The sequence below is a fragment of the Zhongshania sp. genome (assembly GCF_041584495.1).
GTDB lineage: Bacteria > Pseudomonadota > Gammaproteobacteria > Pseudomonadales > Spongiibacteraceae > Spongiibacter.
Genome location: NZ_JBFHDY010000043.1, coordinates 15,432 through 28,466, shown reverse-complemented (window position 1 = coordinate 28,466; position 13,035 = coordinate 15,432). Strand labels below are relative to the sequence as shown.

Here is a 13,035-nt window from a genome sequence, read left to right as displayed (position 1 = left end):
GAATCTGGGCGAGCGTCCAGATGCGGCGGTAATTCAGACCATGATGCTGCGCTCGTTGAGTCAGGCGGTTTATCACCCGGAGAACGAAGGGCATTTCGGCTTGCATTATGCCGGCTATACCCACTTTACCTCGCCGATTCGCCGTTACCCTGATTTGTTGGTTCACCGCGCGCTACGTTATTTGGTTCGCAGTGGCGGCGGTGAAGCGCCTGCTTGCTTCCATAAGATTGGCGATGCACCGAATCTTGATCGGAAGAAAATTTATCCCTATGACATGGATGCCCTCATTGCTCAGGGCGCGAACTCATCTGTCGCTGAGCGTCGCGCCGATGAGGCAAGCCGCGATGTAATGGCCTTCCTGAAATGCGAATTCCTGCAAGACCATGTCGGCAGTGAGCATGAAGGTATTATCACTGCGGTCACTGGGTTCGGCATGTTTGTCGAGTTGCAGGATCTCTATATAGAAGGCTTGGTGCATATCACTGCGCTGCCGCAGGATTTTTATCAGTTTGATCAGGCTCATCAGCGTTTAATTGGTGAGCGGACCCGCCGCGTCTTTCAGCTTGGTGACGCAATAAAGGTGCAGGTTCTGGCCGTTAATCTTGATCAGCGCAAAATTGACTTGGGTGTTGTCGCTGGCGATGACCTTGGCAAAAAAGCAGCGCATGACCCGACAAAGCCAGCTGGTGATGGACCTAAGCGCCAGCGCCGTAAGCCGGGTCAAAGTCGCGGTCGTAAGGTCGAGCCGAAGACCGCATCTCCCTCGCCCCGCCGCAGTAAACCCGAGGCTAGTTCGCCTGCGGCGAAGTCAGCGCCGCGTAAAAAGCGGCAATCCGTTGTACCTGTTGTTGCGGATGTACCGGCGGCGGCCCCTAAAAAGACCTCTGTTCGTGAGGCGCTGGCCAAGGGCTTAAAGGGTTTGATGCCAACAAAGTCTAAAGCGGCGGCTAAGCCGAAGGCAGCGTTTAAATCAGTTGGTGCGAAAGCGGCTGAAGCTAAAGCAGCGGAGGCCAAACCTAAGCCTCGCCGTAGTCGGTCTGGTGCAAAAGCTTCGGGTCCAAATGAAACACCCAAAAAAACGGGTGGCAAACCTAAATCGGGCGCCAATAGAACGCGTCGTAGTCGATAGAGGTTTTATTCTGTGGCAGAGAAAATATTTGGCATACACGCAGTGCAAAGCGTGCTGGCCCGTAGTCCTGAGCGAGTTCAGGAGTTGTATGTGCAAACGGGCAGGCTTGATAAACGCCTGCAGGAAGTACTTGATCTCGCTAAGGCCGCGAAGGTTCACGCGGTTCAGCGGGCACGTCCTGAATTAGATGCAATGATTGAGGGGCGCCATCAGGGCGTTATTGCGCTGGTAGAGGCGGCGGCCCAATTTCAGGAAAAAGACTTGCTAGATTTGGTGGTCGCCGCGGGTAGCTCGGCTTTAGTGCTCGTGTTAGATGGCGTCACTGACCCCCACAACCTTGGTGCCTGCTTACGCAGTGCCGACGCGGCAGGGGTGACTGTTGTGGTTGCGCCCCGTGATAACTCGGTTGGGCTCAGTGCTACGGTGCTGAAGGTTGCCTGTGGCGCGGCAGAGGTCGTGCCCTTTGTGCAAGTCACCAATCTTGCCCGCAGTCTGCAGCAGATGCAGCAAGCCGGCGTCTGGATTGTCGGTATGGCGGGCGAGGCCGAGTTATCGCTTTACGAGCAGGATTTAACCGGGCCGCGGGCACTGGTACTCGGTGCAGAGGGCAGTGGTATGCGCCGCCTGACTCGCGAGAACTGCGATTATTTGGCGAAATTACCGATGGCTGGCTCAGTGAGTAGCTTAAACGTGTCAGTGGCAACGGGAATTTGTTTGTTTGAGGCGGTGCGCCAGCGCTTAAAAGCCTGAATTGGCTAAATAGTGTGCGAATCACTTGCATATCATCCCCGATATACCTAAAATCCGCGCTCTTGATTTATTGGTAGTTCCGACTATTTTGGTCGGAGCTGTCCTCCTTGTCACACCGTAAAGGGTGGCTTAACCCGTAAGGAGCTGAAAAATGCGTCACTACGAGATAGTGTTCTTGGTCCATCCAGACCAGAGCGAGCAAGTACCAGGTATGGTTGAGCGTTATACTCAAGCCATCGAAAAAGACGGCGGTAAAGTTCACCGCCTAGAAGATTGGGGCCGTCGTCAACTGGCTTACCCAATCAACAAAATCCACAAAGCACACTACGTGCTGATCAATGCTGAAGCGTCTGCTGAAGCTGTGGAAGAGTTAACTACTAACTTCCGTTATAACGATGCCGTGCTGCGTAATCTCATTATTCGCTGCGATGAAGCTGTGACTGAAGAGTCGCCGATCATGAAGGCAGAGAACGAGAGCCGCGAGCGTCGTAGCCGCAGCGAACAGCGTGTTGAGCGCAGCCGTGACGACTCCGAGTCGGCGACTGATGACAATAGTGACTCTGAAGCCGATACGGCTGAAGACGACGCTGAATAATTGCTGAGTTAGGAGAATAGTTATGGCACGTTTTTTCCGTCGTCGTAAATTTTGCCGCTTCACCGCGGAAGGCGTCAGCCAGATCGATTATAAAGATCTGGAAACCCTGAAAGCCTATGTTTCAGAAACAGGTAAAATTGTACCTAGCCGTATCACAGGTACAAATGCTAGATACCAGCGCCAATTGTCTACCGCAATTAAGCGCGCGCGTTTCCTTGCTTTGCTGCCTTACACAGACAGCCATAAGTAATTAAACGACGTAAAATTATGCGCGCCTTAGCTGAATTCATTATGAAAGGGCGCTTGCAGGCGGTAGCCGTTGCAGGCTTGGGTGTTGGTACGCTCATGTTTGCCTGGGTTGGCGTTGCAGCCGCAGCGTTGGTGATGCTGCGCAAAGGCTTGAGCGAAGGTGCCTATGTTGTATTTTGGGCACTGTTACCGGCAGTTGCGGTGGCCGCTATTGGCGCAGATGTTGGCCCCTTGACCATGCTGCTTGGCGCCGCAGCAAGTGCAGCGGTATTGCGCAGCACTCAGCAGTGGGCCTATGCAATGCTGGCTGCGGTTGGTGCCGGTTTGCTAACGGCATTGATCTTGATGCAACTGGCCAGCGATTATCTGGCCTCGATTCTGGCAATGGTCCAACCCATGCTGGAGCGGATGCAGGTTTCTGCGTCTGGGCGTTTGCCTGAGATTGGCAGCGGCGATATCGCCGCGGTGATCGGTGTTAGCACCGTGTTGTGGAGTACGCTGGCGGTAATGCTGGCGCGGTGGTGGCAGTCCATACTGTACAATCCCGGCGGGTTTCGTCAGGAAATGTGGCAGTTTCGTTTGCCGCCAGCCATAACAGTGGCCTTGGTTGCGCTGATGTTGCTATTAAGCAATGTTGGTGGGAATTATCGGTTTTGGGGGGTGATGTGTATGCTGCCCATTGTGATTTCCGGTATAGCCTTGGTACACGGTGCCGCAGGACGTTTGGGTTTAGGTCGCGCATGGTTAATAGTTTTTTACGTAGCGCTGTTGTTGTTGGGGCCGCTCTGGGCGGGCTTGATTTTGATGGCGATTGTAGATAGTTGGATTGATATTAGGCGGCGTTTGCCGCATCGCTCTCAACCATAGAGCGGCGCAAACGCAGACGAATTTAAGAGGGTGAGAACCATGCAAGTGATTCTGCTGGAGAAAATTGGCAAACTTGGCAATTTGGGTGATCAGGTTAATGTTAAAGGCGGCTATGGCCGTAATTTCCTGATTCCATTTGGCAAAGCAGTACCTGCCACTAAAACAAATGTTGCTGAATTTGAAGCGCGTCGCGCTGATTTAGAAGCGACTGCTGCTGAAAAACGCAGTGTTGCTGATGCCCGTGCTGAAAAGCTGGCGGCGTTGACAGTCACTATTGAAGCGAATTCTGGCGACGGCGGCAAGCTGTTCGGCTCTATCGGTACTCGCGATATTGCTGACGCAGTAACGGCAGCTGGCGTTGAATTGAATAAAAGCGAAGTACGTATGCCAGAAGGTCCAATTCGCGATCTAGGTACCTACGACGTGGCAATTCAATTGCACAGTGATGTAGTACAGACTGTTAGCATTGCGGTTGTTGCCGAGTAATTTTGCTGATCTGTCTTTGATCTGATTTAGAAAGTGCAGGGTTGTTAATACGATCTTTGCGCTTAGGGCTGTGGTTTTTCGCGGCTGTTAGTCAGGTGTAAAAAAGCACAGCCGTTCTTTGTAGCGGCCGTGCTTTTTTTTTGCCACAATGCCCGATCTGTTTTATTCCTAGTGATGGTTCCGTGTACCCCGAAGCTTATTCTGATTCTCCGCCGCCCTTTGAAGAAGAGAGCGACTTCGCGCAACTGAAGCTACCTCCGCACTCGGTAGAGGCAGAGCAGTCGGTGCTCGGCGGTCTGATGATTGCCAACGAAAGTTGGGATTCGGTTGCCGATGTCGTTGGTGAGGGCGATTTCTTCCGACCTGAGCACCGCAAAATCTTCGCGCAAATGACGCGCTTGATTACCTTAGAGTTGCCAATAGATGTTGTAACACTTGCTGAGGAGTTGGCCAAGGCGGGGCAGCTTGAACAGGTAGGCGGCGCAGCTTATTTGGCTGAGATCGCCAATAATACCCCTTCGGTCGTCAATATTCGGGCCTATGCCCAAGCTGTGCGTGAGCGGGCCACCTTTCGCTCCTTGATTAGTGCTGCGAATGCCATTGCCGACAGCAGTTTTAATCCCGAAGGCCGCAATAGTGACGAGATCCTGGATGAGGCCGAACGGGCCATCATGCAGATCTCTGAGGAGCGCCCTAAAACGGGCGGTCTCACTCCGATCAACCCGCTATTGAAGTCAGCCGTTGATAAGATTGACGAGCTGTTCAGTAACGAAGATGCGGTAACGGGTTTAACCACTGGCTTTGAAAAGCTGGATGAAATGACTTCCGGCCTGCAAAACTCAGATTTGATCATCGTCGCCGCAAGGCCATCAATGGGTAAGACGACCTTTGCGATGAACCTTGTTGAGAATGCGCTGATGAAAAGCGATCAGCCCATCCTCGTATTTAGTATGGAGATGCCCGCTAATCAGTTGATGATGCGGATGTTGTCGTCGGTGGGCCGTATTGACCAGACTCGCATTCGAACGGGCCGTTTAGAAGAAGAGGATTGGCCTAAGCTGAGTTCGGCGGTGACCAAGCTCAAAGACAAGCTGCTATTTATTGACGACACGCCGGCGCTAACCCCCACTGAAGTGCGTTCCCGGGCGCGTAAAATCGTTCGTGAACACGGCAGTGTCGGTATGATCATGCTCGATTACCTTCAGTTGATGAAAGTCGCGGGCACGGCGAGTGAAGGCCGAACCGCTGAGATTTCTGAAATCTCGCGCTCTTTGAAAGGCATCGCCAAAGAATTTGAGTGTCCGGTTGTAGCGCTTTCGCAGCTTAACCGCGCCTTGGAGCAGCGGCCTAATAAACGACCGATTAACTCGGATTTGCGGGAATCGGGCGCCATCGAGCAAGACGCCGACGTTATTATGTTTATCTACCGCGATGAAGTGTATAACGAGGAGTCGGCAGATAAAGGCATGGCAGAGATTATCATCGGTAAGCAGCGTAACGGCCCGATTGGTACTGCTAGGTTAAGCTTTGTGGGCAAGCATACACGCTTTGAGAATTTGGCCTTTGGCTATGAGCAGGCGGATGAATACTAATTGGTCGGACGTCTGATGTCGGGCGTCTGACGAAGAGGCAGTATTTAGTCGGGAGTCTGATGTCTGAGGCTTAAAGGCATTCGCTCCGTTCACCTAGATGCTCGCTTTTGATCCTAGCGTCTCCCATCTCCCGTCAAGCATTCAGCGCATTCCACGTCCGACACCCGACCTCAGACCTCAGACTCCGCTTGCTTCTTCTTCACCAAGCGCCCAAACACAATCCCCACTTCAAACAAAAACCACATCGGCACCGCGAGCAGCGCTTGGGAGATAACGTCCGGTGGGGTGAGTAGCATGCCGAAAACAAAGCAGCCGATAATGACATAGGGCCGCTTCTTGGCTAAATCGTCGGCGGTGGTTACCCCGGAGGCGATGAGGAGTACGGTGGCGATGGGGATTTCAAAGGCGATGCCAAAGGCGAGGAACAGCTTTAGGGCGGTGTCTAGGAAGCGGGCGATATCTGGAGTGTAGTTAACGCCTTCGGGAGTGATTCCACTGAAAAAGCCGAATACCAGCGGGAATACCACGTAGTAGGCGAAAGCCAGTCCCACATAAAACAAGATAACACTTGAAGCAAGTAGTGGGGCGGCGATGCGCTTTTCGTGGCGGTACATACCGGGTGCAACAAATTGCCAGATCTGGTGGAGTATTACTGGCATCGCCATGCAAAATGCCGAGACCAGCACCAGCTTAAACGGTGTTAGGAAGGGCGAGGCAATTTCTGTGGCGATCATGCTTGTGCCTTCCGGCAGGTAGCGACGCAGTGGTTCAGCAATAAAGCTATAAATGGTGTTGGCGAAAGGCATGAGTGCTACGGTGCAGACCAGCACCGCTAATACGACTCTTAGTAGGCGGTCGCGCAATTCGGTTAGGTGCGCAACCAACGGCTGGCCTTGATCCTGTTCTGCGTCAGTCATATTGTGGGATCTTGTTTGTTGGATTTCGGTTTTGCGATTCGTTCTACTTCTGTTGTAGCCGTAGGATCTGGCTTGGGCGTAATACTGTTTTCTATGTCGCGCAGTCCTTCGCCAGCGTTATTAAACTGACTATTTAATTGGTCTTTGCTTTCTTTTAGCGACGCCAGAATTGATTCGTTGTGGAGTTGGCGGCGGATCTCATCTGCGCCGACTTCTCGCTCAATTTCGCTGCGAATATCACTAAAACTGCGGCGTAGGCGACCTGTCCAGAGCGCGATGGTGCGCACTGTACCGGGCAAGCGTTCGGGGCCAATGACCAGTAGACCGAGGACACCGAGCACTAATAGCTCTGCAAAACCAATATCGAACATTTAGTGCTTAGACTCTTCTTTACTCTCGGCTTTTGCCGTGCCGGCGTCCTGCTCGGCTTTGTTTTCGAGGTTTTTAGCGTCCTCGTCTTCGTCACCTTTCATGCTGTCTTTAAAGCCTTTAAGGGCGCCGCCAAGGTCGCTGCCCATGCCCTTGAGTTTTTTGGTGCCAAATAATAAAACCACGATGGCAAGGATGATGAGGAGTTGCCAAATGCTAATGCCGCCTAAGCCCATGATTATGTCCTTTTGCTAAAAATGAAAGTTAATTACTTGTGCCGCGCCGCTTTTTCATCTAGGCCTGAAAGGCCAAAACGACGGGCGAGTTCATCAAGAATCGGTTGGTGGCTTTCGCCGAGTTCCGACAGCATTACCAGGCTGTGAAACCACAAATCAGCAGTTTCGTAGATTACTTTACTATTGTCGCCACTGACTTGCGCGTCTTTGGCTGCGATGACGGTTTCAAAGGCCTCTTCGCCGACTTTTTCCAGTATTTTATTCAGGCCTTTGTGGTGAAGGCTAGCGACATAGGAACTGTCTGAACTGGCGCTTTTGCGGGCCGCCAGTACTTGGTCGAGCTGACTTAAAATCGATTCTGGCATATTACTGGTCCACGTTTTTATACATTGTTGCGGGGTCTTTTAATACCGCTTCCATACTCTGCCAATTGTCACCTTTAAGCTGGCGATAAAAACAACTTTCACGCCCTGTGTGGCAGGCGATACCGCCAATTTGTTCAACCTGCATAAGCAGGGCGTCACCGTCGCAATCTAGGGCAATGGAATGAATTTTTTGTACATGGCCGGAGCTTTCACCTTTGCGCCATAATTTATTACGTGAGCGTGACCAGTAAACGGCGTCGCCGCTGCTAATCGTGAGTTGCAAAGATTCACTGTTCATCCATGCCATCATCAGCACGCGGCCACTTTTGGCGTCTTGGGCAATAGCAGCGACGAGCCCGTCGCCGTTCCATTTTATTTTCTCTAGCCACGGGCTGGTATTGGGTTTACTACTCATACTGTTTCCAAAAGGCTTGGGTGTTCGTGTCGACATTGACCTGGGCCATACTTTACCTCAGCGGCTGCGGATAAAGAAATACAAAGCGACAGCAAATAGACCAATACTAATACTGGGCAGGGCTTGTAAGCCCGCTCGAATTCCGGGATCGCTCACTAAGGCGGCCGCCAGCGCGGCAACAATGGCAAGGCGTTGATTACGACCGCGCTGCGCCTGTTGCTTAATCATCCCAGCGAAATCTTGTTGAAGTTGACTCTCTGCCTTGGTATTTGCATAAATCTGCTCCTTGCCTGAACCGCCGCGTTCGAGTAGCGCCTCAGGTAAATTGGGTAGCTGTTCTAACCAGCCGGGAATGCGGTGGCTGACTTTTTTCAAGACACTTTGCGGCGAGTAGCGATCCCGCACCCAGCGCTCCAAAAATGGCATGGCGGTCGACCATAAATCCAGCTGAGGGTAGAGTTGACGGCCAAGCCCTTCAATATTCAATAGGGTTTTTTGCAGTAGCACGAGCGAGGGTTGTACTTCCATGTCAAAGCGGCGGGCAGTTTGGAATAGCTGCAAGAGTAAGAGACCAAAGGAGATCTCCGCCAGTGGCTTTTCAAAGATAGGTTCGCTAACCGTGCGGATGGCGGCTTCAAACTCATGCACCCGGGTTTCTGGCGGCACCCAGCCACACTCAATATGGAGTTCGGCTACTTCCCGGTAATTACGCTGAAATATCGCCAGTAAATTGCGGGCCAAATAATATTGATCGAAATCGCTGAGGCTGCCGATAATGGCGCAGTCTATCGCGATGTACTGGGGGGAATTGGGGCGATTATGGGCAATAAAAATATTGCCGGGGTGCATGTCGGCATGAAAAAAACTGTCGCGAAACACTTGGGTAAAGAAAATTTCTACGCCACGCTCAGCGAGTTTTTTCATGTCGGTGCCTTGTTCCTTCAACGTCTCGATATCGGTGACGGGAATGCCGTGAATGCGTTCCATCACCAAGACATTGCGGCGGGTGTAATCCCAGTAAACTTCCGGCACATATAGCATTTCGGCGTCTTTGAAGTTGCGGCGTAGTTGCGAGGTATTCGCCCCTTCCCGCTGTAAGTCTAACTCGTCGAGTATGGTGTGGCGGTAATCCTCTACGACTTCGACGGGGCGCAGGCGGCGACCGTCGGGAATATAGCGCGCAACGAGTTCGGCAATGGTTTGCAGCAGTTTTAAATCGGCATTAATGGTGTGTTCAATGCCGGGGCGAACCACTTTAATCACGACGTCGATATTGTTTTCTAAGGTGGCGGTGTGTACTTGGGCTATGGAGGCCGAGGCGAGGGGCTGGTGGTCAAACTGTACAAATAGCTGCGCAATGGGTTTACCCAGCGCCGCCTCAATAACCGCGACGGCTTGCTCGCTGCCAAAGGGCGGCACCTGATCTTGTAATTTTGCCAATTCTATGGCGATGTCGTCGACCAATAAATCCCGGCGGGTTGAAAGAGTTTGACCAAATTTAATAAAGATTGGCCCAAGGTTTTCTAAGCCCAAGCGCAGGCGTTCGCCGCGATTGTATTTACCTTTGGAAAATAGGTGCCATGGGCCGCAGCGCAATAATAAGCGAGCGCGCAATGGTAGGTGCTCAGTGGGGATGAGGGTGTCCAGTCGGTAGACGCAAATAATCCAGCAAATAGCGAGCAGGCGACGCAGCCCCATAGTGTTTCCTTAATTTTTATTGGTTTGGGGGGCTAGCCGCGCTTGCAGGCGGCGTAGCTTGGCCTCAAGGCGCTCACTGCGGGCCTTAACATCATCAATTTGTTGATAGAAATCGTCGGCCTGACAGGGGTGGGGAACGAGGTTACTCTCTTCGACTAAAAACTCTTCAAATTGGCGGTGTAAGTTTTGGCGAGTTGCGTTTAACCAGCGGTGGCCTGCTCGCAGGCCAGTGCCAATTTGGTGGGCGGCGACGTCGCCAAAGGAATCGGCAAGTGGTTGCTCCCAGTCAATGTCGAGGTCGGCAAGAATTTTACGCAAGGCTAGTAGCGGTGCGGTATCGCCGCTAATCCGAATATTGCCATTGATCAGCGCCGCTGCGGGGTCGGTGGCGGTCGCCACTGCGGCAAACTCATTCCAGCGACCACTGAGCCGGGTGTTAATGCCTTCGCTTAGGCTGCCGAGTATGCGCAGACGGCTACCAGTAATGGCGATGCCGATATTGAGATCGGGCTCTTTTAGCTCAAGGGCAAAACGTTGGTCGTCTAAGCTTAATAGTTTCGCACGGGCACTTGGGTCGAGATGAAGTGCTCTATTAATGAGGTTTTCAAGGCCGGAAATCGCCGCACCTTGGAGTACTGGTGGAATCACGGCTTTATGCCCCGGTGCACGGCAACGACGCCCGCCGTCATATTGTGATAGCGCACATCGACAAAGCCCGCGTCTTTCATCATGCCTTTGAGGGTGTCTTGATCGGGGTGCATGCGGATGCTCTCGGCCAAATAGCGGTAACTGTCTGCGTCATTCGTAACGAGTTGGCCCATCTTGGGCAAAACATCAAAAGAGTAGCGGTCGTAGAGCTTTGCGATGACCGGATTAACGGGTTTGGAAAACTCCAGCACCAGCAGGCGACCACCGGGTTTGAGTACCCTGTTCATGGAGCGCAGTGCGGCGTCTTTGTCGGTAACATTGCGCAGGCCAAAAGCAATGGTAATGCAGTCAAAGTAATTGTCGGGGAAGGGCAGGCATTCGGCGTTGGCCTGTACATATTCGATATTGCCGACGATGCCTTTGTTGGTCAGTTTTTCTCGGCCAACGGTGAGCATCGAGTCATTGATGTCGGCCAGCACAACCTTGCCACTGCTGCCAACTAAGCGGCTAAATTTGGCGGCGAGGTCGCCGGTCCCGCCGGCAATGTCCAATACTTTATTGCCGGGACGCACGCCAGACAGTTCAATGGTAAAGCGCTTCCACAGGCGGTGGACGCCACCGGACATGAGGTCGTTCATGATGTCGTATTTGGCCGCCACCGAGTGAAAGACGCCAGCGACCATTTTGACTTTGTCTTTGCTGTCGACGGTTTTGTAACCGAAGTGGGTGGTTTTGTCGTCTGCCATAAATTCTGCCTACTTGGTATGGTCTTGGCGGGGCGGCCAGCTTAATTAGGCCGCTATTGTAGCGTTTGCGTGGGCGCCCTGCACGATTGGATTTGACTTAAGGATTATATGTCGAGCTCGTCTCTGAGCTGCTGCATGCGCTGACGCTGTTCGTCGGGGCTCAGTGGCTTGCTAAGGGTCTCTGGCAGCGCGATTTGTGCAGGTAAACTCAGAGTTTCGCCGTTAATAACGCGTTGGCAGATATCCTCGTAGTGCCGTTTAAACACCGGATAGGCAGTGTGCTCGGCAGTGCCCGCAAGAAAAAACCAGTCGCAGGCGCGGCCAGCGTGGTAAACCGCGGAGTGTGACCAGTTGTACTCGGCCTTGGGCTGAGGTGCGCGACACGCTTCCATATAGGCACTGTGGCTGTCGGGTAAACCGAGTTCGCGCAGATCGGGTTCGCAGTATTTTAAAATACCTTTAACCGTCGGCAAAAACTCAGATTCGCGAATGGCGCGGTGGGTCGCGGCAATAATTCGCTCTGGGCTGATGTGGCGGAGATTGCTAAACCAAATTTTCTTGGCATAGGAGAGCTTTTCAGGATTTGAAAAGGCCTTGTTGTATTGGTTGTGGTAGACCAGCTCGAACTCCGCAAACATCTGGTTAAGCGCGTCGATTACGGCGTCTCTGTCTGGTAGGGGTTCAGAGTTCGTCTGCCCAGCTGCGGTCGGTGTGTTTGGCGATGAAGCCAGTTGCCGGTTTGCTTGCTCCAGGAGCCTGTTGCTGTCTTGCATCGCTCTGTCCCAGTTGATGATTGTTTGCCCAACGGTATTTTACATGTTGGAGAAATTTTGTGTTCCATGAACGGTGTGCTTGGCCGCTGTCTTGCCAGAATAATATAAATTCGGCGATTTGTGCTTTAGCAAATTCCGGGTCGATACGGGCCATGCGCAAAATATCGAAGACCGAATCATTGGGTTGCCAGTTGCTGGGAATTGGCGCGATGACGTTTTCGTTGCTGACGGCATTGGTATAGCGCGCCCATTGCAGGCGAATATGCTGTATAAAGCGCGAATTCCAATTGCTGTCGGCGGTGCCGCGCTCTCGCCAGAACAGGGTAAACTCCGGAATGGCGTCTTCAATAAAGTTGCGGCTAATACCGTCGCGCTCGAGAATTTCGAGGGCATCGAGGCTGGGCTTCCAGCTGTCGCCAATGGGTTGATTGCGCGCTAATTCAATTTTTTGATACTGCTCTTTTTTCCAGCGGCGGCTGACATACTGGCTAAACGCACTGTTCCATGAGCTGCGGGTTTCGCCCGTGTCGCGGTAATGGGCGATAAACTCGGGCAGCACGGCGTTGATAAACGCGGGGTCGACCTGATTAAAGCGGGTCAGGTAGTCGATGCCCGCCTGGTCGGGTAGCCAGTCGGCTGCAATTATATTGTTGCCGGGCACCGGGTGGCGAGGGTTGGCAGTGTTGGTGTATTGGTTCATTCTTGTGGTGTTGGCAGCCAGCGAGCCCTTGTGGACGGGTTGTTGTGCCGTTGTCTGCGGCGTCGGGCTCTCAGTTCGGGCTGCGGCGGTGTTGGCCTGCATTGCCTGTGCTGCGGATTTGGCTTGGGTAAATGCCAGCCGAATATTTTGTGCATTGCTCATTAGGGCTGCGCCGATAATAATGAGCCCCTGGTCATTTAGGGTGCGTAGCACTTCTTCAATTTTTTCCATGTCCCAAAACGGGAGTTGTGTATTCAGACGCTGTTTGTCAATGATATACCATTGAATACCTTGGCTTTCCCGGCTGTCGAGCAGGGGCAGCCATTCCGCTAGCAATTGATACAGCAGTGCTGCCTCTAGGCCGAGTGTTGCGGCGAGGGAGGGGGATACCAATAGTTGGCGTTCTACAAAAGCGGCCGACATGCTATTTACTCTGTGGATAGCGGGCCATTGTACGGCCTTGTATGGGCTGCTGTCAGCCCTGTTGTCACCAGCAAATT

Annotated in this window: 17 protein-coding genes; 7 read left to right on the top strand and 10 right to left on the bottom strand. The window is 52.7% G+C overall.

What is annotated here, in order from left to right; genetic code table 11:
• The 7 genes from ABYP33_RS09200 to dnaB form a co-directional block, all read left to right on the top strand.
• On the top strand, positions 1-1,129 hold a 1,129-nt coding region (locus ABYP33_RS09200; protein ID WP_373090517.1), incomplete at its 5' end, for an RNB domain-containing ribonuclease.
• Positions 1,130-1,141: 12 nt separating this feature from the next.
• Entirely contained in the window at positions 1,142-1,879 is a 738-nt protein-coding gene (gene rlmB, locus ABYP33_RS09195; protein WP_373083916.1) for a 23S rRNA (guanosine(2251)-2'-O)-methyltransferase RlmB, read from the top strand.
• Between the two features lie 151 nt (positions 1,880-2,030).
• Positions 2,031-2,474 (top strand): 30S ribosomal protein S6, encoded by a 444-nt coding sequence (gene rpsF / locus ABYP33_RS09190; protein ID WP_373090515.1) that lies wholly within the window; start codon positions 2,031-2,033, stop codon positions 2,472-2,474.
• Positions 2,475-2,496: 22 nt separating this feature from the next.
• Positions 2,497-2,724, top strand: coding sequence for a 30S ribosomal protein S18 (gene rpsR / locus ABYP33_RS09185; RefSeq protein WP_008246166.1), 228 nt, complete (start codon positions 2,497-2,499; stop codon positions 2,722-2,724).
• A gap of 17 nt (positions 2,725-2,741) precedes the next feature.
• Complete coding sequence (locus tag ABYP33_RS09180; RefSeq protein WP_373090513.1) at positions 2,742-3,590, top strand: hypothetical protein; 849 nt, start codon at positions 2,742-2,744, stop codon at positions 3,588-3,590.
• Positions 3,591-3,629: 39 nt separating this feature from the next.
• Positions 3,630-4,076 (top strand): 50S ribosomal protein L9, encoded by a 447-nt coding sequence (gene rplI / locus ABYP33_RS09175; protein ID WP_008246170.1) that lies wholly within the window; start codon positions 3,630-3,632, stop codon positions 4,074-4,076.
• 182 nt (positions 4,077-4,258) lie between these two features.
• Positions 4,259-5,668, top strand: coding sequence for a replicative DNA helicase (gene dnaB / locus ABYP33_RS09170; protein ID WP_373090511.1), 1,410 nt, complete (start codon positions 4,259-4,261; stop codon positions 5,666-5,668).
• Between the two features lie 170 nt (positions 5,669-5,838).
• Here dnaB and tatC read toward each other — a convergent pair whose 3' ends face one another.
• The 10 genes from tatC to ABYP33_RS09120 all read right to left on the bottom strand — a co-directional run bounded on the left by tatC (position 5,839) and on the right by ABYP33_RS09120 (position 12,958).
• Positions 5,839-6,585 carry a twin-arginine translocase subunit TatC gene (gene tatC, locus ABYP33_RS09165; RefSeq protein WP_373090510.1) on the bottom strand — a complete coding sequence of 249 codons (747 nt, stop codon included), beginning with the start codon at positions 6,583-6,585 and terminating at the stop codon, positions 5,839-5,841.
• Positions 6,582-6,956 (bottom strand): Sec-independent protein translocase protein TatB, encoded by a 375-nt coding sequence (tatB, locus tag ABYP33_RS09160; RefSeq protein ID WP_373090508.1) that lies wholly within the window; start codon positions 6,954-6,956, stop codon positions 6,582-6,584. Before tatB ends, tatC begins: the two co-directional genes overlap by 4 nt.
• A complete protein-coding gene (gene tatA / locus ABYP33_RS09155) occupies positions 6,957-7,190 on the bottom strand; it encodes a Sec-independent protein translocase subunit TatA (protein ID WP_373090506.1) in 234 nt (77 codons plus the stop codon). It abuts the gene before it with no gap.
• A 32-nt stretch (positions 7,191-7,222) separates the two neighbouring features.
• The gene (locus ABYP33_RS09150; RefSeq protein ID WP_373090505.1) at positions 7,223-7,555 is read right to left on the bottom strand and encodes a phosphoribosyl-ATP diphosphatase; all 333 of its coding nucleotides are present in this window, start codon (positions 7,553-7,555) and stop codon (positions 7,223-7,225) included.
• 1 nt (position 7,556) lies between these two features.
• On the bottom strand, positions 7,557-7,970 hold the full coding sequence (hisI, locus tag ABYP33_RS09145) for a phosphoribosyl-AMP cyclohydrolase (RefSeq protein ID WP_373090504.1): 414 nt from the start codon (positions 7,968-7,970) through the stop codon (positions 7,557-7,559).
• A gap of 57 nt (positions 7,971-8,027) precedes the next feature.
• Complete coding sequence (ubiB, locus tag ABYP33_RS09140) at positions 8,028-9,668, bottom strand: ubiquinone biosynthesis regulatory protein kinase UbiB (RefSeq protein WP_373090503.1); 1,641 nt, start codon at positions 9,666-9,668, stop codon at positions 8,028-8,030.
• Positions 9,669-9,677: 9 nt separating this feature from the next.
• Positions 9,678-10,316, bottom strand: coding sequence for an SCP2 domain-containing protein (locus ABYP33_RS09135; protein WP_373090502.1), 639 nt, complete (start codon positions 10,314-10,316; stop codon positions 9,678-9,680).
• On the bottom strand, positions 10,313-11,062 hold the full coding sequence (gene ubiE / locus ABYP33_RS09130) for a bifunctional demethylmenaquinone methyltransferase/2-methoxy-6-polyprenyl-1,4-benzoquinol methylase UbiE (RefSeq protein ID WP_373090501.1): 750 nt from the start codon (positions 11,060-11,062) through the stop codon (positions 10,313-10,315). Before ubiE ends, ABYP33_RS09135 begins: the two co-directional genes overlap by 4 nt.
• Before the next feature lie 104 nt (positions 11,063-11,166).
• Positions 11,167-11,700, bottom strand: coding sequence for a replication protein P (locus ABYP33_RS09125; protein ID WP_373090499.1), 534 nt, complete (start codon positions 11,698-11,700; stop codon positions 11,167-11,169).
• Between the two features lie 43 nt (positions 11,701-11,743).
• Positions 11,744-12,958 carry a DnaT-like ssDNA-binding domain-containing protein gene (locus ABYP33_RS09120; protein ID WP_373090498.1) on the bottom strand — a complete coding sequence of 405 codons (1,215 nt, stop codon included), beginning with the start codon at positions 12,956-12,958 and terminating at the stop codon, positions 11,744-11,746.
• Between the last annotated feature and the right edge of the window lie 77 nt (positions 12,959-13,035).